The sequence below is a fragment of the Kitasatospora sp. NPDC088264 genome (assembly GCF_040685715.1).
Classification (GTDB): Bacteria; Actinomycetota; Actinomycetes; order Streptomycetales; family Streptomycetaceae; genus Kitasatospora.
In genome coordinates this window covers 69,249-93,946 of record NZ_JBFBIR010000014.1, presented here as the reverse complement: position 1 = coordinate 93,946, position 24,698 = coordinate 69,249, and the positions used below count along the sequence as shown (strand labels likewise).

The following is a 24,698-nucleotide window of genomic DNA, read 5'->3' as shown; positions in this document are numbered from 1 at the left end:
CGCATCAATGTCACCGAATTCCTTTGGAGAGGACATGTTGCGGTTGCGAACGACCGTCCGGCCCGGCCGGGCACCGGGGGGCCCACCGCCAAGACGGCTTGTCGGAGGGCTCCGGCGGATGCTGGTGGTCCTGCTGGCGGTTCTCCTCCTGCCCATCGGGGCGACCGGGCCGGCGCACGCCGCCGACCCGCCGGACCCGGCTCGTCCCTACCTCCAGCTCATCGAGCTGCTGCGGGGGAACTTCACCCGCCCGTACCGCGCGGACTTCAACGTCACGCTCGATGACCCGAACCCCGTGATGGTCGACCTCTTCGATCTGGGACACCCGGATCAGGACCCCGTGCCGGGGATGGAAACCGGACTGATCATCGCGCCGCGCGACATGTACATCTGCGGCTTCTACACCGTCCGGGCGGGCGTGAAGACGCTCTACCGCTTGGCCGACAGGGGCGTCGGCACATCGCGGACTGCCCGCGACAACTGGTTCACGCAGCAGCAGCGGCAGCGGCCGCAACCAGGGCAAACCATCACGGTCCGGTATCGCGAGCTCAGCGCCATCGGCGTCGAGTACGGCGACCTCAGAAACGAGTCCGCCACGCCAGGCAACCTCTTCACATTCGAGAACGGCTGGGCGAATGTCGATGCCGACGCGCTGAGGAACGCCGTCAGAGTCCTGGAGAACGTCCTCGACGGCGGCCCGGACCCGGCGGCGCAGGCGCAACGGACACCATGGTTGCGCAGCGCACTGATGGTCCTCGTCGAAGCCGTGGCCGAGGGCACTCGGTTCCAGAACGTCAGGAACGGCATCGCGGCGGCGATGCGCAGCCGGATCCCGGCACGCATCCGTGAGTACGAGACCCAGATCCTGACCTGGGCCAGGCGAAGCAGGGACCTGTGGGACGCCAACCAGGACCCGAGCAACTCCTGGTTCGCCGCCACCGCAGCCGCCGTCGGGCTGGCCGTCCTCCAGGTCCAGGCGCAGAATCGGATCTGCCGGATACCGCGGTCGAGCGACGGCCCGTTCGCGTGCTCCCAGCCACTGGTGGAAGCGAGTTTCAGCACCAGCCGTGACGTCTACCTCCTCCGGGGGCCGTTCGTCGCCCGCATCGCGGACTTCCCGGGCAACGCCAGCCTGGCCGGAGGCAAGGAGGACACCATCTCCCACCTGTGGCCGGTCCTGGGGAACACACCGTTCGCGAACGGCTTCGACGCGGCCTTCACGCTGCCGGAGAACCCGGATGAAGTGATGATGTTCCGGGGGGACCAGTACATGCGGATGAGGGTGGACCCCGACACGGGGACCGCAACGATGACCAAGCCGCCGACCACGATCGCGGACGGGTGGCACAGCCTGGCCGGCAGTGACAGCACCGCACCCTTCACCCAGGGGGTCGACGCGGCCCTCTCGGTGACGGAGAACCAGGTCTTCCTCTTCAAGGGCGACACGTACGTGTCGCTGGAAGCCAACATCGGCCGTTCCACCGACCGCGTGCTCAACGGGCCCAAGCCCATCGGCGACAACTTCACCGCCCTGACCCGAGCCGGCTGGACCGACGGGTTCAACGCGGCCATCCGGTGGCCAGGCTCGCAGTTCTCCAACAGGGCCTATGCCTCCTTCTTCCGCGGGAACCAGTTGACCAGCGGATTCGTTGCGGCCGGCGGCACGGACGGCACCGTCGTCGTGGGCCCCACGGCTCTGCGCTGGAACGTCCTGCAGGGCACGATCTTCGCCGCCGGCGACACCACCGGCATGCCGAAGATCCCGCGGATGGACGACAACGGCCGCCCGACGGACACCCCACCGCCCCCGCCCTCGGCGGCCGGCGTCTCGCTGGTCAACGACGGCACCGGCCGGGTGGCCGACGTCGACCAGGCGAACCCCGCCAACGGCACCAAGGTCAAGGCCCTCGGCGGGAACGGGAACCCGGCGCAGAAGTGGAACCTGGACCGCCAGGACGACGGCCGGTTCGCGATCCGGACGGCCCTCGACCCCGGACAGGTGCTGGACGCCAACAGCAACCGGTCGCAGACCGTGGACGGCACCAGCTACTACAGCGCGCTCTGGCGGGACGGCGGGGGCGCGAACCAGCGCTGGCAGCTCGACGCGCTGGACGGGCGGACGTACCAGATCGTCTCCTCGGACGGCGGCTGCCTGACCGACCAGGGCGAGGACAAGGCCCTGGCCTTCTGGAAGTGCGCCGGGGCCGCCGAACAGCGGTGGCACCTGGAGGGCGGCACCAGCACCGGCGACCCCGGGGGGCCGGACTCCGCGGGAGCCCCGTTCGACGACTCGCCCGACGACCGGGGGACGAAGCCCGCCTCCTCGGGCGACTGCCGGCCCGAGGGGATGGCCGCCACCCCGGGGGTGAACGCCCGGTACTGCGACGTCTACGACAACAGCGGCCGGGAGTGGGTCGGTAACAACCGCACCCGGCGCACGGTGGGGTACTTCACGGGGTGGCGCTCCGGGGCCAAGGGAGACCCCGCGTACCTGGCGTCCAACATCCCCTGGTCGAAGGTCACGCACGTGAACTATGCGTTCGCGAAGGTGGAGAACAACCGGATCAGCGTCGGTGACGTGAACGACCCGGCCAACCCGGCCACCGGCATGACCTGGGACGGCGACCGGAACGCCATGGATCCGTCCCTCCCGTACAAGGGTCACTTCAACCTGCTGAACACGTACAAGAAGAAGCACCCGGCCGTGAAGACGCTGATCTCCGTCGGCGGCTGGGCGGACACCCGGAACTTCTACGCGATGGCCACCAACGCCGACGGCTCGGTGAACCAGGCGGGCATCGACGCGTTCGCCGACTCCGTGACGGACTTCCTGGACCGGTACGGGTTCAACGGCGTCGACATCGACTACGAGTACCCCGGCGCCCTGCCCAACACGGGCAACCCCAACGACTGGGACGTCTCCAACCCGCGCCGCAAGGGCCTCCAGCAGGGCTACACCGCCCTGATGAAGACCCTGCGGACCAAGCTGGACCAGTCCGGCACGGCCAAGGGCCGCTACTACCTGCTGACCTCGGCCGGGTCCGCCTCCGGCTACCTGGTGCGCGGACTGGACGCCGGCCAGGCGCTCCAGTACCAGGACTACGTCAACGTCATGAGCTACGACCTGCACGGCTCCTGGAACAAGTTCGTCGGCCCGCAGGCCCCGCTCTACGACACCGGGCAGGACAACGAGCTGGCCGCCGCCGGGATCTACAACGACCAGGCGCCCGACACCAAGGACTACCAGAAGAACGGCTACTTCAACACCGACTGGGCCTACCACTACTACCGCGGCGCCCTCCCGCCCGGCCGGATCAACCTCGGCATCCCCTACTACTCCCGCGGTTGGCAGAACGTGCAGGGCGGCACGGACGGCCTGTGGGGCACCTCCGCCATGGCGGACCAGTCCCAGTGCCCGAAGGGCGTCGGCGGCCGGGGCCCGGCCAAGGGCCAGGACTGCGGCCTCGGCGCGACCGGCATCGACAACGTGTGGCACGACACCGAGGACGGCCGCGAGGTCGGCGCCGGGTCGAACCCGCTGTGGCACACCAAGAACCTCCAGGACGGCCGCACCCCCGGCTACCTGAAGTCCTACGGCGTCGACCCGGCCACCGACGCCGGGAAGCTGACCGGCGGCTACGCCGAGAAGTACTCCGACCCGCTCCAGTCGTCGTGGCTGTGGAACGACGCCAAGAAGGTGTTCCTCTCCACGGAGAACGACAGGTCGATCGACGCCAAGGCGAAGTACATCGCGGACAAGGGCGTCGGCGGAGCCATGATCTGGGAGCTCGCGGGTGACTACACCAAGCGTTCCAACGGCGAGTGGGGGATGGGCTACGACCTGACCACCCGCCTCGACAACGCGCTCAAGGGCGCGGGGGCGTCCGGCAACACCACCGGCGGCGGCAAGACGCTGCCCGCCGAGGTGATCGACGTCAAGGCCGAGCTGGTGGACTTCCCGACCGACGTCGGGGACATGTGGCCGATGCAGCCGAAGCTGCGGATCACCAACAACTCCAAGGTCGCCCTCGCCCAGGGCACGGAGATCTCCTTCGACCTCCCCACCTCCGCCCCGCCGGTGGTGAAGGACGGGGCCTGGAAGGAGATGAGCGGCATCGTCCCCGGCCACACGGGGCCCAACGCGGGCGGGCTGAAGGGCGACTTCCACCAGGTGACCGTCAAACTCGGCTACTGCGAGGACATCCCCGCCGGCAGGTCGAAGGACATCGAGGTCAAGTACTACCTGCCCGTCACCGGCCCGGCGAACGTCACCTTCAGGATCGGCGGCAAGGACTACGGATCCACCGGCGACAAGCGCCGCGCGGTGACGACCGTCGATCCCCCGGCACCGGCCTCCGGGGCCCAGTGCCAGGCCGCGCCGTGGCAGGCGCACGCCTACAACCCCAACCCCTCGTTCGCGTTCTGGCAGACCGGCGACAAGTGGATCATCGAGGACCGCAACAGCGGCAACGTCCTCGACCACCCCGGCAGCTGGACCGACGCCCACCTGTCGATGAAGCAGACCGGCAACGCCAACCAGCTGTGGACGGTGAGCGAGGACGACCAGGGCTGGTACCACATCAAGTCCGCTACCAGCGGCCACGACCAGTGCCTCGGCGCCACCACGGCCAGGGGCACCCTCACGGTCCGGGACTGCGACGGGAAGGTCGACCAGTGGTGGCGGCTGGTGCCGCTCAGCACGGACCAGGCCACCGCGGGCAAGCCGATGCTGGACCGGTGGGTCACCGGTGGCGCCAAGCACGGCAGCTCCTACGCGCTGGGCAGCTTCGCCGGCGGGAACGACGACTGGTGGAAGGCACCGGCCTACCTCGCCGCCCCCGCGAACAGCGCCACCGCCTCCAGTACGAAGATCATCGCCGGGGACACCGACGGCGCCTGGGCCTCGACGGTGTCGTGGAACGGCTTCTACTGGCGCGCCAAGTGGTGGAACAAGGCGACCGACGAGCCCGGCAAGAGCGACGCCTGGCAGAAGCTCGGCCCCACACCGTGACCGACCCGCACCCTGAGGGGAGTTGACCGCAGCGGGCCCCGGCAGAGCATCGCCGCTCTGCCGGGGCCCGCTGCACATCGACGTCAGGGCGGCCGGCTCGTCCGGGTGCAGGTATCAGAGGGTGCAGGTGTCAGAGGGTGCAGGTGCCAGAGGGTACAGGTGTCAGGGGGTGCCGGACCGGGTGGGCGTCAGGTCCGCGACCAGGAGCGCCAGCAGGTCCGTCGGCGCCTCGATGAAGCGGTAGTGGCCTCCCTCCAGGAGTTCGAAGGTCGCTTCGCCGCACGCTGACCAGCCGGTCATCAGCGACGGCTCGATGCCCGTGTCCTCCGTCCAGCCGATGGCGGTGATCGGGCACGGCAGCCGGACCGGCTCGGCCACGTGGTACCGCTTGTTCATGTCGACGTCGTTCCGCAGGACGCCGAGGTAGAGCGCGAGCAGGCTCGGTTCCAGGGTGCCGCCCAGTTCCGCGACGAGCTGGCGCAGTTCGCCGGCCAGCTCGTCGTCGTCCATGCCGAGGAAGCGGCCGTAGGGGCCGTCCTGCGGCGCGACCTCGGCGGAGACGAACACCCGGGTCGGGGCGGGGCAGCCCCTTTCGACCAGCCGTACGGCGGTCTCGTACGCCGCCAGCGCGGAGCCGCAGTGCCCGAACAGCGCGTAGGGACGGTCCAGGTAGGGGCGCAGCGCCTCGCAGAGGTCGTCGGCCAGCGCCTCGTAGGTGGTGTGGGCGGGCTCGCGCATCCGGTTCTCCCGGCCGGGCAGCTGCACGGGGCAGACCTCGACGCCGTTGACCGAGGACGGCCACTGGCGGTACATGCTCGCTCCGCAGCCGGAGTAGGGCAGGCAGAACAGCCGTGCCGGTGCCACCGGCGACGGCTCACGCAGGAACCACTTGTTGCGGGTACGGGCCGTCGGAGCGTTCACTGATGACCTTCCGGGTGGGGTTTCTTCTCGGGTGCGGCTGCGGTGGTGCACGCCCTAGCGGGTCCGCGCGGTGATCGGCAGGTGGGTGAAGCCCGCGATGATGTTCGAGCGCATGCGCCGCGGCGTCCCGGCGAGTTCGAAGCCGGTGAACCGGCCGAGCAGTTCGGCGAACAGGATCCGCAGGGCCACCCGTGCGACGGTGTGTCCGATGCAGTAGTGCGCGCCGACGCCGAACGCGATGTGCTTGTTGGGCCGCCGTCGGATGTCGAAGGTGTCCGGGTCGGCGAACACGGTCTCGTCGCGGTTGGCCGACCCCAGCCACACGACGACCGCGTCCCCCGCGGGGATCGGCACGCCCCGGACCTCGACGTCGCGGGTGGCATGGCGCATGAAGTGCTGGGTGGGCGAGGCCCATCGCAGGGCCTCCTCCACGCCGCTGCCGAGCAGCTCCGGGTGGGCCGCCCAGTCGTCCAGGACCGCCGTCCCGGCCAGTTCGACCATCGCCGCGATCGGCGGCTGGGCGGTGGTGACGGTCGCACCGAGCAGCAGGCTGTAGCAGTTGGACACGATCTCGCCCGGCGACAGCCGGCGTCCGTCCAGTTCCATCGTGAGCAGCACGCTGATCAGGTCGTCACCCGGTGCGCGCCGACGCGCGGTGACGATGTCCTGGAAGTAGGCGAACAGTTCGCGGTGCGCGGTCACGAGGGTGGCCTGCGGTCCGGCGGCGAGCTGGAACTCGGGGTCGTCCGCGGCGATGCAGGCGTGGGCGAGTCGGACCAGCCGCGGCCAGTCCTGTTCCGGCAGCGCCATCATGGTGCCGATCACCGCCATCGGCAGGGTGGCCATGGCGGCGGCGAAGTCGAACGGGCCGCCGTCGGCCAACGGCCGGAGCAGTTCGACGATGACCCGGCGGATGGCCTCCCGGTCGTTCTCCACCGTCTTGATCGACAGCGCCTGTTGCAGCGGGCCGCGCAGGTGCGCGTGCCGGGGCGGGTCGGTCACGGCCATCTGCCGGCCGCCGGCGGGGTCGCCCTGGCCGAGGAGGTTGAGCAGGGTGCCCTGTTCGGAGGTGAACGTGTCGTGGTCGCGGAGCACCCGGTTGGCCTCGGCGTAGCCGACGACCGACCAGTAGCCGATGTCGCCGACCGGCTGCCAGCTCACCGGGGCGTGGCGGCGCAGCCGTCGCCACACCTCGTGCGCCCCGCCCGAGTGGTACAGGTCGGGGTCGATCAGGTCGACCGGTTGCGGGGCGAGGACCGGGCATCGCGGGGTGGGGGGAACCGCCGTCATCGGGGCTGCTCCTGCCGTGCTCCGTCGGCCTGGCCCGCCGTCGGACTGTCCGGGCGAGCCGCCGGGCCGTCCTGGCCCGCCGTCCGCATCCGGGCGGTGAGGGCCGTCGCCAGCTCGGCGACGGTCGGCGACAGGTACAGGATCTGCGCGGGGAGGTCCACGTCGAACTCGCGCTGGGTGGCGACCAGGAGGTCGGTGGCCAGCAGGGAGTGCCCGCCGAGGTCGAAGAAGTCGTCGTCGACGCCGACCGGTTCGATGCCGAGGATGTCGCCCCACAACTCGGTCAGCCGCGTCTGCACCTCGGTGACGGGCGGGACGTACTCGTTGGCCACGTTGCGCGGCACCCGGGTGGCGGTGGGCAGGGCCCGGCGGTCGATCTTGCCGTTGCGGTTCACCGGCAGCTCGGGACGGACGAGGATCGCCCAGGGGATCAGGTAGCCCGGCAGCCTGTCCCGCAGCTCGTGGCGCAGCCGCCGACCGAGGTCGGCGTTACCCGCCGGGTCGGACTGCGCGGGCACGACGTAGGCCAGGAGCCGGGTGCCGCCCGCCGGATCGGCCTGCGGCAGCACGACCGCGTGCCGCACCTCGGCGAGCCGTTCCAGCTCGACCTCGACGGCGCGCGGTTCGGCGCGGTAGCCCTGGACCTTGACCTGGTCGTCCGCGCGTCCGACGAACTCCAGCGTGCCGTCGGGCAGCCATCGCACGAGGTCGCCGGTCCGGTACATCCGGGCCCCGGGCTCGGTCCCGAACGGGTCGGGCAGGAACCGTTCGGCCGTTGCGGCCGGGCGCCCCAGGTAGCCGCGGGCCAGGCCCGCCCCGGCCACGTACAGTTCGCCGCACTCGCCGACGGGCACCGGCCTGAGGTCGCCGTCGAGCACGGCGACCCTGGTGCCGCTGATCGGGCGGCCGATCGGCACGCTGCGCAGCTCCGGGAGGGTGCTGCTGGTCCAGCAGGTCGTGTACGTGGTGTTCTCGGTCGGCCCGTAGCCGTTGGTGAAGAGCAGCTCCGGGTAGCGGGCCAGCAGGTGCTGGACGTGGCCCGGCGAGGCCACGTCACCCCCGGTGAGGACGTGCCGCACGTCGGCGAACGCCTCCAGGTGGGAGCTCACCATCTGGTGGAAGAGCCCGGTGGTCAGCAGCAGGACCGTCACGCGCTCGGCGCGGACGACGCGCGCCACGTGCTCCAGCGTGATGGCGACCGGGGGGAAGAGGACCAGTCGGCAGCCGTTGACGAGGGGGGCCCAGATCTCGAACGTGGACGCGTCGAACGCGACCGGCGCGAGGTGGAAGAAGACGTCCTCGGCGCGGACGTCCACCCAGTCCGCACCCCGGACGAGCCGGTCGATCGCCCGGTGGGGCACGCCGACGCCCTTGGGCTCGCCGGTGGAGCCCGAGGTGTAGCTGACGTAGGCGAGCCGGTCCGGGTCGCCGGGGCGGGCCGCAGCCGCCGGCCCGGCGGCCGGCTCCTGCGCCGGTCCGCCTTCCGTCACCGTGACGACGGTGTCGGGCAGCTGCTCCCCCAGGGCCTCTCCGACGATCACCATGCCCGCGCCGGCGTCCTCGAGCAGCATCGCGTGGCGGCCGGCCGGGTCGTCCGGTTCGAGTCCGAGGTACGCCCCGCCCGCGATGAGGACGGCGAGCAGGGCCACGATCAGCTCCGGCGACCGCGGCACCAGCACGCCCACGACGTCCTCCTGCGCCAGTCCGGCCGCTCGCAGCCGCCCGGCGAGCCGGTTGGCGCGGTCGTTGAGCTGCCGGTAGGTCAGGGTCCGTCCGTCGCAGGTGACGGCGGGCGCGTGCGGGGCCCGCTCCGCCTGTTCGGCGACCAGCTCGTGGATGGCCCGCGCGTCGAACGGTGGCCGTCCGCTGCCGACGAACGCCGGGATGTCGGAGGTGAGGACCGTCTTGGTCAACTGCTTCCCGCTTTCCTGTGCTGAAGTGTCCCCGTCGGGGTTGAACGCGCGACCGCGTGGGCCGTCGCCGTGGCCGTCGCCGTCGCGGTGGCCGTCGCGGTGGCCGCTGCGCAGCACGTGGTGCGCGGTGTCACCGGGTGCGTCCACCGCCTCAGACCGCCGGCACGTGGAAGAAGGTGTCCCGCGCGGCGATGCGGCCCTGCGGCGTCATCCGGAAGAAGTCCGCGAACCGCAGCTCGACCTCACCGCCGTCGTGCAGCACGCCACGGAACAGGCCGTGCACCGCCACCTCGTCGTCGGTCGTGACCACGGTGGCCAGGGTGTGCACACCGGTGCGGATCACCCGCTGGTCGCGGTAGAAGCGTTCCAGTTCGGCGTGCCCGACCATGGGTCGGTAGCCGGGGCGGTGGTAGCGGGCGTCCGGGGTGAACAGGGCGACCAGCGCGGGCACGTCCCCGGCGTCGACGAGCTGGTAGTACCGGCGGACCTGGGACACCCCCAGCGCCGGGGCCGTCAGGGTTTCCGGGGCCATCGGGGTCTCCGGTGTTGCGGGTGTTGCCGGTGGTGCCGGCGTTTCGTCGGGATGGGAGAGGGTGTGGACCATGCCGAGGTGCTTCCTGTGATCGCTTGATCTGTCAGAGTCGTGTACGTGGTGAGAGAGCCGGTACGGCCGCGGCGTCCGGGGCGTCCTCGAGCGCTTCGACCAGGCGCGCCGGCGTGGGTGCCTGGAACAGGGCGCCGAGGGTGAGTTCACGGCCGAACCTCACCCGCACCCGGTTGACCAGCCGGGTCGCGAGCAGGGAGTTGCCGCCCAGCGCGAAGAAACCGTCGTCGACGCCCACCGCGGGCCGGCCGAGCACCTCGGCGAACAGCGCGCACATCGTCTGCTCCGCCGGGGTTCGCGGTCCGGGCCCGGACGGTGCCGGCGCGAGGTCCGGGACGGGCAGCGCGGCCCGGTCGATCTTGCCCCTGGGGGTCAGGGGGAAGGCGTCGAGCGTGACGATCGCCGAGGGCACCATGTAGTCCGGCAGCACCGCGCAGGCGTGCTCCCGCACCGCCGCCGGGTCGAGCCCCGAGTCCCCGGCCGGGACGACGTAGCCGATCAGACGCCTGCCGGGCGAGGCGCCCGGGCCGGCGACCACGGTCGCCTGGGCGACGGCCGGGTGCCCGGCCAGCACCGCCTCGATCTCGCCCAGCTCGATGCGGAAGCCGTGGAGCTTGACCTGCTCGTCCGCGCGGCCGAGGAACTCGAGTTCCCCCTCGGCGTTCCAGCGGACGACGTCGCCCGTGCGGTACATCCGCTCGCCCGGGTCGCCGAAGGGGCACGGCAGGAACTGGCCGGCCGTGCGGCGGGGGTCGTTCAGGTACCCGCGCGCCACGCCCGCACCGGCGACGTACAGCACGCCGGCCACCCCCGGCGGCACCGGCGACAGCGCCTCGTCCAGGACGTACACCCGCCTGTTGTCCACCGGTCGGCCGAGGGGGACGACGTCGGGCACGGGCCGGCCGGGGCGCAGCACCCTGCGCGTGGTGAACGTGGTGGCCTCGGTCGGGCCGTACCCGGCGACCACCACGGAGTCCGGACACCGTGCCAGGACGCGCCGGACGGCATCGGCCGGCACGATGTCACCGCCGGTCCACACCTGGCCGACCCCGGCCAGCGTGCCGGGTGACTCCTCGGCGAACACCCGGAACAGCCCGGCCGTCAGCCACAGCGCCCCGACCCGGTGGTCGACGATGAGCCGGTGGAGGTCCGCGAGCGCCAGCTCGCCGGGCGGGGCCACGACGACCCGGCCCCCGTTGAGCAGCGGCACCCACCACTCGTAGGTCGAGGCGTCGAAGGCGTGCGGGGAGTGTGCGAGGACCCGCGGGCCGTCCTCTTCGCGCCAACAGCGTTGCGCGGTCAGGCTGATGACGTTGCGGTGGGTCAGGGCCACCCCCTTCGGCGTGCCCGTGGACCCGGAGGTGTACAGGACGCACGCCAGGTGGTCCGGGCGCAGCGGCACGACGGGGTCGGTGGCCGGCTCGTCGGCGAGTCCGGGGTCGGTGTCGACGACGACGACCGGGGTGCCGTGGGACAGTGCGTCGTCCCGGGTGGCCCGGTGGGTGAGCAGCACCGCCGCCCCGGTGTCGTCCAGGACGCGGCGCAGGCGGGCCGTCGGGGCCCGGGTGTCCAGCGGTACGTAGGCGCCGCCGGCCTTGCTGATCGCCAGGACCGACACCACCACGTCGGCGGAGCGTTCCATGAGCACGGCCACCGTGCTGTCGCAGCGGACGCCCAGGGCGATGAGCCGGTGGGCCAGCCGGTTGGCCCGGTCGTTCAACTCCGCGTAGGACAGGGTGGTTTCGCCGCACACGACGGCGGGCGCATCGGGCGTGCGCGCGGCCTCGGCCGCGAAGGCCAGCGGCACCGTCGGGTGCGGCAGCGGCTGCGTGGTGCGGTTGACGGCCACGACGGTCCGCTGCCGTTCCTCGGGGGTGAGGAGGTCGGGCCGGCCGATCGGCCGGTCCGGGTCGGCGGCCACCGCGTCCAGGAACCGGAGGAACCGCTGCTGGTGGGCGGTGAGTTCGGCCTCGGAGTAGAGCGCGGGGTTCGCGTCGACGTCGAGCCGGGGCGCGGTGCCGTCGGAGCGGTCGTAGACGGAGAACGAGAGGTCCTCGACCGGCCCGTTGGACAGGTTGTGCACGGTGGCGCGGACGCCCGCGAAGTCCAGGTGGTAGTAGAAGGACATGATGTTGACGAGGGGTCCGAACAGGACCCGCTCCGACCGGGCCGGATCCAGTTCCCTGCGCAGGTCCTCGCTGCGGTGGCGCTGGTGCCCGCGCAGGGCGGCGACCTCCTCGGCCGCCTGTCGCGCGAGTGCGGACAGACCCTGTTCCGGGTGCACGCGCAGCCGCAGCGGCACCACGTTCGCCACCATGCCGGGGACGGCCTGCACGGAGGAGCCGGTGCGCCCGGTCACCGGCATGCTGAGCACGATGTCCCGTTCGCCGCTGAGGCGGTGGAGGTACGCGGCGACCGTTGCGGTGAAGGCGGTGGGCCAGCTCGCCCCGGCGGGCCGCGCGGCCCGCCGCAGCGCGGCGACGGTCGGCGCGTCGAGGGTGCTGGTACGGCGCAGGAAGCCGTCCGAGGCGGCCGCCGAGCGGCTGGCGAGGCTGACGGGATCCGGCCGGCCGGCCAGCCGGGCCGCCCAGAACGCCCGGTCCTGTCCGGGCTGTTCCGACGCGTGGTAGGCGGCGTCGTGCGCCAGCAGGAGGCTCAGCGGCCCGAAGGCCGGTCCTGCCCCTCCCCTGCCCTCGACCAGTCCGGTGTAGGTCTTGGCGACGCGGCGCGCGATGAGCGACATGCTGAAGCCGTCGACCACGATGTGGTGGACGCGCTGGTACCAGAGGAAGCGGTCCGGCGCGACGGCGAACAGGGCCTGGCGGAACAGCGGGTCCCGGGTGAGCCCGACCGGTGTGGACAGGTCGGCGCGCATCCAGCGCTCGGCCGCCCGCAGCGGATCCGGTGTCGAGGTGAGGTCGACGTGGTCCATCGACCAGTCGGGCGACGGGGTGACGACCTGCCGGGGGCCCTCGGCACCGTCGGTGAGGCGAACGCGCAGGGACTCGGTCTCGTCCACCACGCGCCGCACGGCCGTCTCGAACAGCTCCGGGTCGATCGGCCCGGGGATGTCCACGTACTCACCGGTGTTGTAGACGGGGCTGCCGGGGCGCAGGTGGTGGGCGAACCAGATGCCGGACTGCGCCGACGACAACGGCAGCTCGTGTCCGTCGCTCATCCGAGCTCCTCCAGGACGGCCGACAGGGCGTCGGCGAAGGGTGCGGCGTGGGGCGGCGACAGCATGTCGTGGTGGTTGCCGGGCACCTCGACCACGCTCAACGCCCCCCGGGTGCGGTCGCGCCACCGGGCGGGGACCACGACCGGGGCGGCGAGCACGGGGTGCGCCTCGGCGCTCGTGAACAGGTGGATCGGTGTCCGCAGCCGCGCGGTCGACCGGTAGCGTCGGGCGGCGTCGCCGTTGGTGGTGAAGACCCTTACCATGCGCCGCAGTTGTTCGGTGCGCACCCGCAGGGGAAGGCGCTCGCCGGCGTGCGCGTCGTGGAGCAGCAGGGAGAGGGCGTCCTGCTCGTCGAGCTCGTGGAGCTCTCCGACGGCTCCGGTGGGCAGCCCGGAGGCGAGCGCGAACCGGGCCGTCCCGTGCGCGTCATGGCCGCCGGGCCCGTCGGTGGGCCCGTGGTCGGACTCGGTGGATCCGCCGGTGGAGCCGTCGGTGGATCCGTCGGTGGATCCGTCGGTGGATCCGTCGGTGGATCCGTCGGTGAACGCGGGCGCTCCGACGTCGATGATCCCGAGGAATCCCGGGGGGTTCCCCTCCTCCTCCAGCAGGCGGGCCATCTCGAAGGCGACCAGCCCGCCGAAGGACCAGCCGGCCAGCAGGTACGGGCCGTCGGGCAGGACGGACCGCAGCTCCCGCAGGTAGCGCTGCGCCTGCTCCTCGACGGTGGCCAGTGGCGGCTCCTCGGTGTTGTAGCCGACGGCCTCCAGGCCGTAGACGGGCCGGCCGCCGGCGAGCGGTTCGACGGGGTGCTCGGCGGGGTGCTCGGCCAGGTGTTCGGTGAGGTGCTCGGCCAGGTGGAGGAAGGAGCACACGTCGCCGCTCTGCGGGTGCACCAGGATCAGCGGCGCCCTGCGGTGATCTCCTTCGGCCAGCGGAACCACGAGCCGGCGCAGGGCCTGCGAGGCGTTGGGCAGTTCCGCGCACAGACCCTCGACGGTGGGATGGCGGAACACCGTGTTCAGCGGCACGGTGACCCCCCACTCCCGCCGGATCGCCTCCACGAGTTCGACCGCCCTGAGCGAATGCCCGCCCAGCGCGAAGAAGTCGTCCCGGACGCCGACCCGCGGGGTGCCCAGCACACGCTCCCAGATCCTGGTCATCAGGAGTTCCAGCAGGTCCCGCGGCGGTAGCGCACCCGCCTCGTGGCCGTGGCGGGCGGGCTCGGGCAGGGCCCCGCGGTCCACCTTGCCGTTCGTGGTCAACGGGATCCGGTCGAGTGCGGTCAGCGTCGTGGGCACCATGAACTCGGGCAGGGTCTCGCGCAGGGAGCGCCGCAGGACCGCCAGGTCACCGGGCCGGTCCTGCCACACCAGGTAGCCGGCCAGTTCGGCGTCCGTCCCGGTGCCCCGCACCGTCACCGTGGCCCTGGCGACACCGGGCTGCGCGCACAGCGCGGCCTCGATCTCGCCCAGCTCGATGCGGTAGCCCCGGATCTTCACCTGCTCGTCGGTGCGGCCCAGGAAGACCAGGCTGCCGTCCGGCAGGTACCGCGCCAGGTCGCCGGTCCGGTACAGCCGGCCGCCGTCGACACCGAACGGATCGGGCACGAAGCGCTCGGCGGTCAGCCCCGGCCGGTTGGCGTACCCGCGGGTGACGCCGACCCCGCCGATGTGGATCTCGCCCGGTACGCCGACGGGCACCGGGGCGCCGGCCGGGTCCAGCAGGTAGATCCGGAGGTTGCCGAGCGGCCGGCCGATCGGCACGGACCCTCCCGGCCGGGCCAGGTCCCGGTCGGCGTCCACGCGCCGGGTGACGCAGCCGACGGACGCCTCGGTGGGACCGTAGCCGTTCCACAGCGTGGAGACCCGGTCGAGGAGCCGCCGGGCCAGGGCGGGCTGGAGCGGTTCGCCCACGCAGATCGCCTGGAACCGGCCGCCCTGCCATCCGCCGTCCAGCAGCAGGAGCCAGGTGGCCGGTGTGGCCATGAGCGTGGTGACGCCGAACTCGCGCATCATCTCCGTCAGGCGCGGGCCGTCGACCGCGACCTCCGACGGGGCGATCACCACGCTCGCGCCCCAGGCCAGGGGCATGAGCACCTGGGGGACGATGACGTCGAAGGAGATCGAGGCCACCGAGGCGACGACATCGTCCCCGCCGAGGTCCAGCTGTCGGCCGCGGACCACCAGGTAGTTGACCACGCCCTCGTGCGGGACCAGCACGGCCTTGGGGCGGCCGGTCGAACCGGAGGTGTAGATCGAGTACGCCAGGTTGGCGGGCGTCGCGAGCGGCGGCAGCCGGTCCCCGGGCAGGGCCGCGATGAGCCCGGCCTCGTCGTCCGTCCACACCGTCGCGGCGCCGTGCCGCGGCAGCCGGTCGGCCAGGGAGCGCTGGGTGAGCAGCAGCGGCACTTCGGCGTCGGCGAGCATGAACGACATGCGCTGCGCCGGGAGGTCCGGGTCCAGCGGCAGGTAGGCGGCGCCCGACTTGAGGACGGCCAGCAGGGCCACGACCAGGTCCGCCGAGCGCGGCAGGCACACGCCGACCAGGCGTTCCGGCCGCGCTCCCCGGGCTCGCAGGTGCCGGGCCAACTGGTTGGCCCGGTGGTCGAGTTCCCGGTAGGTCAGTCGCTGGGCGCCGCAGCGGACCGCCACCGCGTCGGGGGTCAGCCGGGCCTGCTCCTCGACCAGCTCGTGGACGCAGAGGTCCGCGGGGAAGGGTTGGTCGGTGGCGTTGGCGGCCACCAGCAGCGCTTCGCGCTCGGCCTCGGTGAGCAGGTCCAGGCGCGAGACGGGACGGTCGGGATCGCCGGCCGCGGCGTCCAGCAGCCGCAGGTAGTGGCCGACCAGCCGTTCCACGCTCGCGCGGTCGAACAGATCGGTGTCGAAGGCCACGGTCCCGGTGGTGCCGGCTGCCCCGGTCGCGCCCGTCGGCCGGTCGGCTATCACCAGGCTGAGGTCGACCTTGGCCGTGCCGTTGTCGACCTCGATCTGTTCGACCTCCGTCCCCACCAGCCGGAGGGCGGCGGCCGGGTCGGACAGGCCGGCGAACATGACCTGGAACAGCGGGTTGCGGTCGAGACCGCGGGCCGGCCGCAATTCCTGCACCAGCCGTTCGAACGGCAGGTCCTGGTGCGCGTAGGCGTCCACGGCGGTGCTGCGGACCCGGTCGAGCAGTTCGGCGAAGCTCGGGTCGTCCGCGAGGTCGGTGCGGATGACCACGGTGTTGATGAACGAGCCCACCAGCGGGTCGAGTTCCGGACGGGTCCGGCCCGCGACCGGTGTGCCGACCGCCACGTCGGACTGCCCGCTGTAGCGGGCGAGCAGGGCCTGGAACGCGGCGAGCAGCGTCATGAACATCGTCGCGCCGTGCCGCCGACCCAGCAGCCGCAACCGGTCGGCCAGTTCCTCGGGCACCGTGAAGGTGATCCGCTCGCCACGGCCCGCGCGGACCGGTCCGCGCGGGCGGTCGGTGGGCAGGTCCAGCGGCGACAGCCCGGACAGCTGTGCGCTCCAGTAGTCCAGTTGGCGCCGCAGGCGGTCGCCGGAGAGCCGGGCCCGCTGCCAGTGGGCGAAGTCCGCGTACTGGATCCGCAAGGGGGGCAGCTCGTGCTCGCGGCCTTCGAGCCGGCTCCGGTACATCGCCGACAGGTCGTCCCACAGCAGCGGCATCGACCAGCCGTCGACGGCGATGTGGTGGACGACCACCACCAGGACGTGTTCGTCCTCGCCGACCCGCAGCAGTGATGCGCGCAGCAGCGGGGCGGCGGCCAGGTCGAACGGGCGCAGGATCTCGGACTGAACGAGATCGAGGGCCAGCCGCGTCCGGCGTTCCGCGGGCTCGGTCCGGAGGTCCGTGACGGGCAGGTCGAGCGGCCGGGCCGGCTCGACCGAGGGGCTGGGGAGCCCGTCCCGCTCGGGGAAGGCGGTGCGCAGGACTTCGTGGCGCCGCACCAGCTCGGTGAGGCTGTGGCCGAGGGCGTCCACGTCCAGCGGGCCGTGCAGCCGGAAGACCTCGTGGACGTTGTACATCGCGGGGCCGTCGGACAGCCGCTCGACCAGCCACATGCGTTCCTGGGTGAACGACGTCACCTGCGCACCCGCCGGACGGGGCGGGATCGCGGCCTCCGGCTCGCCCTCGGCGGCCCTGCTCCGGGCCGCGCGGACGCGTTGGTCGAGCAGGGCCCGGGTGGTGGCCGGCGTGGAACCGGCCGACGGGGCGGCTCCGGGCGCGGAACCGGTCGGCCGGCCGGGCTCGGGGCGACTGTGCTGTGCCTTCACGGGTGACGGGCCTTTCCGGCGGGAAGCGGTTCCGCTTCGGCGGCGGCACCGAGGTCCGCCAGCAACGCCGCGTCGATGCCGTCGGCGAGTTCGGCGACGGTCGGGTGGTAGAAGAGCAGGGCGACGGGCAGTTCGAGGTCGAGTGCCCGGCCGAGTCGGGACATGACCTTCGAGGCGAGGAGCGAATGGCCGCCCAGCTCGAAGAAGTCGCTGTCCACGCCGTCCGGGGTGACACCGAGCACCTCGGCCCAGGTCTCCAGCACGAGGAGCTCGGTCTCGGTGGCGGGCCCGGTCTCGGTGGCGGACTCGGGTACGGCGGCGGACTCGGGTACGGCGGCGGGCTCGGGTTCGGTCTCGGTGGCGGGCTCGGGTTCGGTCTCGGTGGCGGGCTCGCTGGCCGTCTCGCTCCTGGTGGCGGGAGCGGGGCGGCTCACGCGGAAGCCGGGAGGGGTCTCCCACGCCGAGATCGGCCGTTCGGGGCTGTCGACGAGCTGGTCGAGCAACACCCGGAAACCCTCGGAGAGTTGCCGCACCGTGTCGCGGTCGAAGAGGTCGGCGGCGTAGCGGATGACGCCGGTGAAGCGATCGCCGCCGTCCGTCATGGAGACCTCGATGTCGAACTTCGCCACGTCGTTCGGCATCTGGTGGTCACTCACCTCGACCCCCGGAAGGCCGGACGGGAGCGCGGGCGGCTCCTCCAGCTGGAACATGACCGTGAACAGCGGGTGTTGGCCGAGGTCGCGTTCGGGCCGCAGCTCCTGCACCAGCCGCTCGAAGGGGACGTCCTGGTGGGCGTAGGCCTCCACCGCGCACCGCCGCACCCGGGCGAGCACGTCGGTGAAGCCGGGGTCGCCCGACAGGTCGGTGCGCAGGACGAGCGTGTTGACGAAGAAGCCGACCAGCGGCTCCACCTCGATCCGGGTCCGCCCGGAGATCGGCGTCCCCACCGTCACGTCGGCCTGTCCCGTGCAACGCGCGAGCAGGACCTGGAAGGCGGCCAGCAGCGTCATGAACGGCGTCACCTCGTGGGCGCGCCCCAGTGTGCGTATTCGCTCGGCGAGTTCCGCCGGGATCTCGATCTCGACCTGGTCGCCCCGGCCTGACCACACCGCGGGGCGGGTTCGGTCCGTCGGGATCACCGACGGGCTCAGGTCGGCCAAGTGCTCGCGCCAGTAGGCGAGTTGGTCCAGCATCGCCGTTCCGGCCTGATGGCTCCGTTGCCAGTCGGCGAAGTCGGCGTACTGGACGGGCAGGTCCGCCAGGGCGATCGGCCGGCCGTCGACGGCGGCGGCGTATCCGGCGGAGAACTCCTGCCACAGCACCGACAGCGACCAGCCGTCGCAGGCGATGTGGTGGATCACCAGGAGCAGCAGATGGTCGTCGGGGGCGATGCGGATCAGTCGGGCCCGCAGCATCGGAGCGGTCCCGAGGTCGAACGGGGTCGCCAGATCGGCGGCCACCAGCTCCCGGGCCCGCTGCCAGGCCTGCTCCGCGGGGGTGTGCGTCAGATCGGTGATCGTCGGCACGAAGGTCTCGACCGGCTCCGCGGCGTGGCGCGGGCCGTCCTCGGTGTCGACGATCCTGCCGCGCAACACCTCGTGGCGCCGCACGACTTCGGTCAGCGCCCGGGTGAGCGCCCCCTGGTCCAGTCGTCCGCGCAGGCGTACCGCGGTCGGGACGTTGTGGTCCGGCCGGCCCGGCCGCAGCCGGTCGAGGAACCACAGCCGTTGCTGGGCGAAGGACAACAGGGTCGGAGCGTGCGCGCGCCGATCGGGACCAGGCATGACGGATCCACCTTTCACGGCGATCGGGAACGCTTCAACGCCCCGGAAATCCCCTCGCCGATTCGCTACTTGGCGAACAGTACGGCGGATACTAGGTGGCTCCCGTCTCACTCCGCAAGATCGAGAACGGGGTTGCAGGCATCAAGACAATATTTACGCCAGTCCACCGGAATCCTTATGTAGATCGAACACGCTCGACGGCTAGCATCGGCGCGGCCGGCCGTGACACCCTCTCTGACGTGCCGTCATGGCTCGGATCGTGCACCCCACTTCCGTGGACGGGCACCACGTGATAATTCTTCTGTCTCCAGGGGACGGCCGGGTGGGCCCCTTTCATGCCGGGCCTTCATTGTTCCGAATAAGATCGGTGAACCCGCTGCATGAACTCATCCGTTGTATATGAACCCACCCCGTTGCATGAACTCGGAGAAGTCGTGATGCAGCAGCAGAGTCTGGTGGGTTCATTCGTCTCGCACGCCACCGGCCACCCCGGTGATCCGGCGCTGATATGGCGCGGAGAAGAGACGACCTACCGTGAACTCCACCAGCTGGCGGAGCGGGAGCGCGTCCGGATCGCCCGGCTCGCCCCGGGCGGGGACGAGCCGGTCGGCATCCCGGCCGCCAAGTCGCCCTCGACGATCGCCCTGATGCTCGCCTGCCTGCTGGAAGGGCGGCGCTTCCTGCTGCTGCCGGCGCCCACGCCGGAGGGGAGGACGCCCCACACGTTGGTCGAGCAGGCCGGAATCCGGCACGTCCTGTCACCGGAGAGCCCCCGGGCGCCCGGACCCGGGCCGGGCGCCCCGGACCGGCCGGCGGAACCGGAGGCGCCGCGCCGTACGGAGCCCGCCGACGTCTCCTTCATGTTCACCACCTCCGGTTCCACCGGGCGGCCGAAGATCGTGCCACTGAGCACGGGGGCGGTGGACCGCTTCACCACCTGGGCCGGCGAGCGGTTCGGCGTCCGCCGGGGAACGACGGTCCTCAACTACGCCCCGCTCACCTTCGACCTGTGCCTGCTGGACATCTGGACCACGCTCAAGTACGGCGGCCGCGTCGTCCTGGTCGATCCGGCCCGGGCCACCCAGCCGGGCTACCTGCTGGACCTCGTGTCCCGCCACGCGGTCCAACTCGTCCAGGCGGTACCGATGTTCTACCGGCTGCTGGTCGACGCGGCCGCCGGGAGCGGCCGGCGGCTCGACACCGTCGAGCACGTCGTCTTCACCGGCGACAGCATGCCCGCCCGCTGCCTGGCCGAACTCCCGCAGCTGTTCACCGGCGCGCGGTTCTACAACATCTACGGCTGTACCGAGACCAACGACAGCTTCCTGCACGAGGTCGACGGCACCGAGCCGGCGGACGGCCCGGTGCCGATCGGACGCCCGCTGCCCGGAGTCCACGCGGTGGTCGTCGGTGCCGACGGCGGGATCGTGACCGGGCCGGGGACCGGCGAGCTCCACGTCGCGACGCCGTTCCAGACCGACGGCTACCTGGACCGGGAGCAGGACGCGGACAGGTTCGCGACCCACCACCACGACGGGGAGGCGCGGCGCTACTTCCGCAGCGGCGACCTCGTGCGGCGTGACCGGGACGGCCGCATCACCCTGGAAGGCCGCAACGACCACCAGGTCAAGGTCCGCGGCGTGCGGGTCAACACCCACGAGGTCGAGCAGGTGCTGCTCGACCATCCCGACGTCGTCGAGGCGGCCGTGGTGACCGTGCCCGACCCGGTGGCCGGCCGCCTGCTGCGCAGCGTGGTCCGCCGCGCCCCGGACAGCCGGCTGAACTCGCTGGCGCTGCGCCGGCACTGCGCACAACGGCTTCCGCTCACCGCCGTCCCCTCGACCCTGCTGATCGTGGACGACCCGCTGCCCAGGACGTCCACCGGAAAGATCGACCGCACGCCCCTCCAGCCCGCCTGCTCCCCGTCCCAGCCAAACGAAGGAACGGCCACGTGAAACACGCCGCGGTAGTCACGCAGTTCATCATCGAGGAGTTCCTGCCGGACGTCGGCGCGAACGAACTGGACTCCGACTACGACCTCGTGGACGGCGGGGTCATCGACAGCCTCGGCCTGCTCAAGACGATAGCCTGGCTCGAGGACTGCTTCGACCTGCGCGTCGAGGAGATCGACCTCGACCTCGACCCGGACAGCTTCCGCTCGGTCGGCTCGATCAGCAGGTTCATCGAGCAGGCCCAGCAGCACCGGACGGACGCCCACTAGCCATGCACGAGGTGCTGCGAGCGCTGATCGACCGGGACCGCGCCGTCGTCGACCAGGAGATGTGGGGGTCCTTCTGGGACCAGCTGCGTGACGGCGCCCTCCGCTCCGGCGAGACGGTGGCGCTGCTGTCCTCGCTGTCCACCCGGATGCCCGATCGGGACACGCTGGTCGCCATGCTCCGCTCGCTGGACGAGCGCCGGCCGGCCGTCACCGCGCGGCTGGACCGCACGGCCAACATCGTCGGCACCGGAGGCGGGCCGGCCACGTTCAACATCTCCACCGCGGCGGCGTTCGTCGCCGCCGCCCTGGGCGTGCGCATCGTCAAGACGGGATCCCGCGCCTACACGAGCACCTGCGGCTCCCACGACCTGCTCGACCGCCTCGGTATCGGAACGACCACCTCCTACGAGCAGACCGACGCCCTGCTGGAACGCTTCGGCATCGCCTTCCCGGGGAACTTCGTCTACCCGCGGGAGGTGGCACTGCTGGCCCGGAGCATCGTGCCGATGGACCTGCGGATGATCGGCGGATTCATCAACTCCGTCGGCCCCTTCCTGGCTGCGGTGCCGGTCTCCGCCCAGCTCGTCGGTGTCTCGGACCATTCGCTGCTGCCGACTCTGGGCCAGGTCGCCGCCACCGTTGCCGACCGGAGGATCTGGCTGTGCTCCAACGAGCTGGGAGTCGACGAGCTCGTCAGCTCCGTCGACAACGTCGTCCTCACCAATGACGGCACCGACGCGATCCGACTGCGGGCCGAGGCTCCCGGGACTCCCGCAAGCGGCACCGACCCGATCGCCGGACTACGGCCGACCAGCGAGGGCGAGGACGTGGTCGACCACTTCCTCGGCGTGCTCTCCGGAGCCGGGACGGCTCTCGCAACGCGGACCGTCTGCCTGAACGCCGCCGCCCTGGCCGTCGCGAGCGGGCTGATCGACGGCTGGCCGGAGGCGATCAGGGCGGCCGACGACGCCCTCCGCAGCGACGCCGCCCGCGACCTCGTCGACCGCTTGCGCGCGCACCCGGCGCGCCGCGTGATCACCACGGCGCGTGCGCGGTGAGCGGGTTCTTCGCACGCCGGCCACCGGACCAGCCCGGCCTGGCGATGTTCCTCAACGCCGGAGATCCCCCGCTGCCCGTCCTGGCCGACGTCATGCGGATGCTCGACGACTGCCGCGTGGACTGCCTGGAGCTGGCGGTGCCCTTCCCCCACTCGGTCACCGACGGGCCGGTCATCCGCCGATCGGCGCAGCGGGCCCTGGCCGACGGCGTCGGACTCGACGAGGTGCTCGGACTCCTCAGCGGGATCCTGCCCCGGCTGCGCCACCTGCGGGTGGCGCTGCTGGCCGACTGGAGCCACACGGTCAGAGGCCTGACCGTGCCCGGCTTCGTCCGGCGGGTCGCCGACTCGGGCGTCGACGGCCTGCTGGTCCACGGCCTGCCGCCGCGGCTACGGGCCGGCTACCTCGAAGCGGTGCAGGAGGCGGGGCTGCCCGTGGTCGCCACCTGCTACGCCGCGTCGACGGCCGAGGTGAAGGCCGCAGCCGCCGAGTCCGCCACCGCGTACCTGTACCTGGTGGCCCACTACGGCCGCAGCGGCGGCGAGCTCACGGCCGACCGCCAGGAGCTGGCCGACGCGCTGGCCGCACTGCGCAGGACGACCGCCGTACCGATCGCCGTCGGATTCGGCGTCCGCTCCCGGGCGGACATCGACCTGCTGCACGGCCTCGGCGCCGACGCCGCGGTCGTGGGCAGCGCCGGGGTCGCCCGGATCGAGCACGCCCTCGCCGCAGGGGCCGACGTGGTCGAGGAGTTCCACACCTTCGTACAGACCGTTTCGCCGTACTCAGCAAACCGCTGATTCGGCAAGCCGCTCACTCAACAAACTGCTCATTCAGCAAACCGCTCACTCAACAAGCCGCTCATTCGGCAAACCGCTGATTCGGCAAACCGCTAGGAGGCACACCCGATGATCGTCCGACGCCTTGACGAGGTGACCACCGTGGACTGGGGCAACGGGCTCAGCCGCAGGTTCCTTCTCGAATCCGACGGCCTGGGCTACACGATGACGGACACCACCGTCCGCGCCGGCACCAAGTCGAGGCTGGAGTACCGCCGTCATCTGGAGGCCTGCTACTGCATCGAGGGAACGGGGCAGGTCGTGAACGCCGACGGCACGTCCCACCCGATCGAGCCGGGCACGCTGTACGCGCTCGACCTGCACGACGCCCACTTCCTGATCGCGGACCAGGACGCGGACCTCCGCCTGGTGTGCGTGTTCTCGCCCGCGTTGCGCGGCGACGAACGCCACAACCTGGACTCGACCGATTTCTCCGAGTACTAACAGGACTGACAGATGATCAGCTGGAACGCCGACCAGATCGCTCTGGGCGAGGGCATCGCCCAGTGGTGCGAGGAACTCAGCTCGGGCCATCTCGAAGGGGACGCGGAAGGCGCCTTCCCGTGGGACAAGTGGAAGCTGATCCAGCGGTCCGGAATCCTCGGCCTGCCGTTCGACGAGCAGTGGGGCGGGCTGGGCCAGGACCTACTCACCACCATGCACGTGCTCGAACAACTCGGCACCGGGTGCCGTGACGGCGGACTGAACTTCTCGGTCGCCACCCACCTGGTCAGCGTCGGAGTCCCGCTGCAACGGTTCGGCTCGCCGGAGCTCAAGGCGCGCCACCTGCCGGGGATCTGCTCGGGAGAGACGATCGGGGCGCACGCGATCAGCGAGACCGAGAGCGGCTCCGACGCGCTGGCGATGAGGACCACGGCCACCCGCGAGGGCGACGGCTTCGTGCTGCGGGGCGGCAAGGCCTTCATCACCAACGGCCCGGTGGCCGACGTGTTCGTGGTCTACGCGCGCACCCACCCGAAGGCCGGCCCGCTCAGCATCACCGCCTTCGTCGTGGAGCGGGACACCCCGGGGCTCGTCGTCGGGCCGCCCGTCGCCACCATGGGGCTGCGGACGGCGCCGCTGGGCGAACTGCACTTCGACGACTGCCGGATCCCCGCATCCGCCGTGATCGGCCGGGTCGGATCAGGGTTCCTGGTCCTGGACCACGTGATGAAGTGGGAGATCCTCTGCTCCTTCGTCATCAACACCGGGCAGATGCGCTACCGGCTCGACCGCTGCGTCGAGTACGCCAAGGAGCGCGTCCAGTTCGGCAGTCCGATCGGCTCGTACCAGTCGATCTCCCACAAGCTCGTGGACATGAGCATCGGCTTGGACACCGCGCGGAAGTGGCTCTACGACACGGCCGTCCGGCTGACGGAGGGCGAGAACGTCACGAGGGACATCGCCGTCAGCAAGGTCCTCGCCAGCGAGAGCAACCTCTCCTCCGCACTGGCCGCCGTGCAGATCTTCGGTGGCAGCGGGTACCTGGCCGAGTACGGACTGGAGAAGGACGTGCGCGACGCGGTCGCCGGCCCGATCTACTCGGGCACGTCGGAGATCCAACGCAACCGCATCGCCGCCATGTTGGGGTTGTGACACCTG

14 protein-coding genes are annotated in these 24,698 nt (G+C 71.8%); 7 read left to right on the top strand and 7 right to left on the bottom strand.

The features are described 5' to 3' along the window. The first annotated feature begins 118 nt into the window (after positions 1-118). A complete protein-coding gene (locus AB0O82_RS14235; protein WP_363583426.1) occupies positions 119-5,011 on the top strand; it encodes a glycosyl hydrolase family 18 protein in 4,893 nt (1,630 codons plus the stop codon). Between the two features lie 162 nt (positions 5,012-5,173). On the opposite strand, the gene AB0O82_RS14230 is transcribed toward AB0O82_RS14235, so the two are convergent. The 7 genes from AB0O82_RS14230 to AB0O82_RS14200 all read right to left on the bottom strand — a co-directional run bounded on the left by AB0O82_RS14230 (position 5,174) and on the right by AB0O82_RS14200 (position 18,978). Beyond that, positions 5,174-5,932, bottom strand: coding sequence for a thioesterase domain-containing protein (locus tag AB0O82_RS14230; protein WP_363583424.1), 759 nt, complete (start codon positions 5,930-5,932; stop codon positions 5,174-5,176). A 54-nt stretch (positions 5,933-5,986) separates the two neighbouring features. Further along, a complete protein-coding gene (locus tag AB0O82_RS14225; protein ID WP_363583422.1) occupies positions 5,987-7,222 on the bottom strand; it encodes a cytochrome P450 in 1,236 nt (411 codons plus the stop codon). Further along, complete coding sequence (locus AB0O82_RS14220) at positions 7,219-9,282, bottom strand: non-ribosomal peptide synthetase (protein WP_363583420.1); 2,064 nt, start codon at positions 9,280-9,282, stop codon at positions 7,219-7,221. The genes AB0O82_RS14225 and AB0O82_RS14220 overlap by 4 nt, the downstream gene beginning before the upstream one ends. A gap of 4 nt (positions 9,283-9,286) precedes the next feature. Further along, positions 9,287-9,667, bottom strand: coding sequence for a nuclear transport factor 2 family protein (locus AB0O82_RS14215; RefSeq protein ID WP_363583418.1), 381 nt, complete (start codon positions 9,665-9,667; stop codon positions 9,287-9,289). A gap of 103 nt (positions 9,668-9,770) precedes the next feature. Continuing rightward, positions 9,771-12,917, bottom strand: coding sequence for an amino acid adenylation domain-containing protein (locus tag AB0O82_RS14210; protein WP_363583416.1), 3,147 nt, complete (start codon positions 12,915-12,917; stop codon positions 9,771-9,773). Continuing rightward, positions 12,914-17,194, bottom strand: a complete 4,281-nt coding sequence (locus tag AB0O82_RS14205) for an amino acid adenylation domain-containing protein (RefSeq protein WP_363583415.1) — start codon at positions 17,192-17,194, stop codon at positions 12,914-12,916. Before AB0O82_RS14205 ends, AB0O82_RS14210 begins: the two co-directional genes overlap by 4 nt. Next, entirely contained in the window at positions 17,191-18,978 is a 1,788-nt protein-coding gene (locus AB0O82_RS14200; RefSeq protein ID WP_363583413.1) for a condensation domain-containing protein, read from the bottom strand. Before AB0O82_RS14200 ends, AB0O82_RS14205 begins: the two co-directional genes overlap by 4 nt. A gap of 437 nt (positions 18,979-19,415) precedes the next feature. Here AB0O82_RS14200 and AB0O82_RS14195 point away from each other — a divergent pair, with 437 nt between their 5' ends. The 6 genes from AB0O82_RS14195 (at position 19,416) to AB0O82_RS14170 (ending at position 24,692) form a co-directional block, all read left to right on the top strand. Then, positions 19,416-20,933 carry an AMP-binding protein gene (locus AB0O82_RS14195; RefSeq protein ID WP_363583411.1) on the top strand — a complete coding sequence of 506 codons (1,518 nt, stop codon included), beginning with the start codon at positions 19,416-19,418 and terminating at the stop codon, positions 20,931-20,933. After that, on the top strand, positions 20,930-21,199 hold the full coding sequence (locus tag AB0O82_RS14190) for an acyl carrier protein (protein WP_363583409.1): 270 nt from the start codon (positions 20,930-20,932) through the stop codon (positions 21,197-21,199). Before AB0O82_RS14195 ends, AB0O82_RS14190 begins: the two co-directional genes overlap by 4 nt. 2 nt (positions 21,200-21,201) lie before the next feature. Next, positions 21,202-22,257, top strand: coding sequence for an anthranilate phosphoribosyltransferase (locus AB0O82_RS14185; protein ID WP_363583407.1), 1,056 nt, complete (start codon positions 21,202-21,204; stop codon positions 22,255-22,257). After that, a complete protein-coding gene (gene trpA, locus AB0O82_RS14180; protein ID WP_363583405.1) occupies positions 22,254-23,057 on the top strand; it encodes a tryptophan synthase subunit alpha in 804 nt (267 codons plus the stop codon). The genes AB0O82_RS14185 and trpA overlap by 4 nt, the downstream gene beginning before the upstream one ends. Before the next feature lie 108 nt (positions 23,058-23,165). Beyond that, a complete protein-coding gene (locus tag AB0O82_RS14175; RefSeq protein WP_331744348.1) occupies positions 23,166-23,540 on the top strand; it encodes an ectoine synthase in 375 nt (124 codons plus the stop codon). A gap of 12 nt (positions 23,541-23,552) precedes the next feature. Further along, the gene (locus AB0O82_RS14170) at positions 23,553-24,692 is read left to right on the top strand and encodes an acyl-CoA dehydrogenase family protein (protein ID WP_363583403.1); all 1,140 of its coding nucleotides are present in this window, start codon (positions 23,553-23,555) and stop codon (positions 24,690-24,692) included. Positions 24,693-24,698 lie beyond the last annotated feature (6 nt).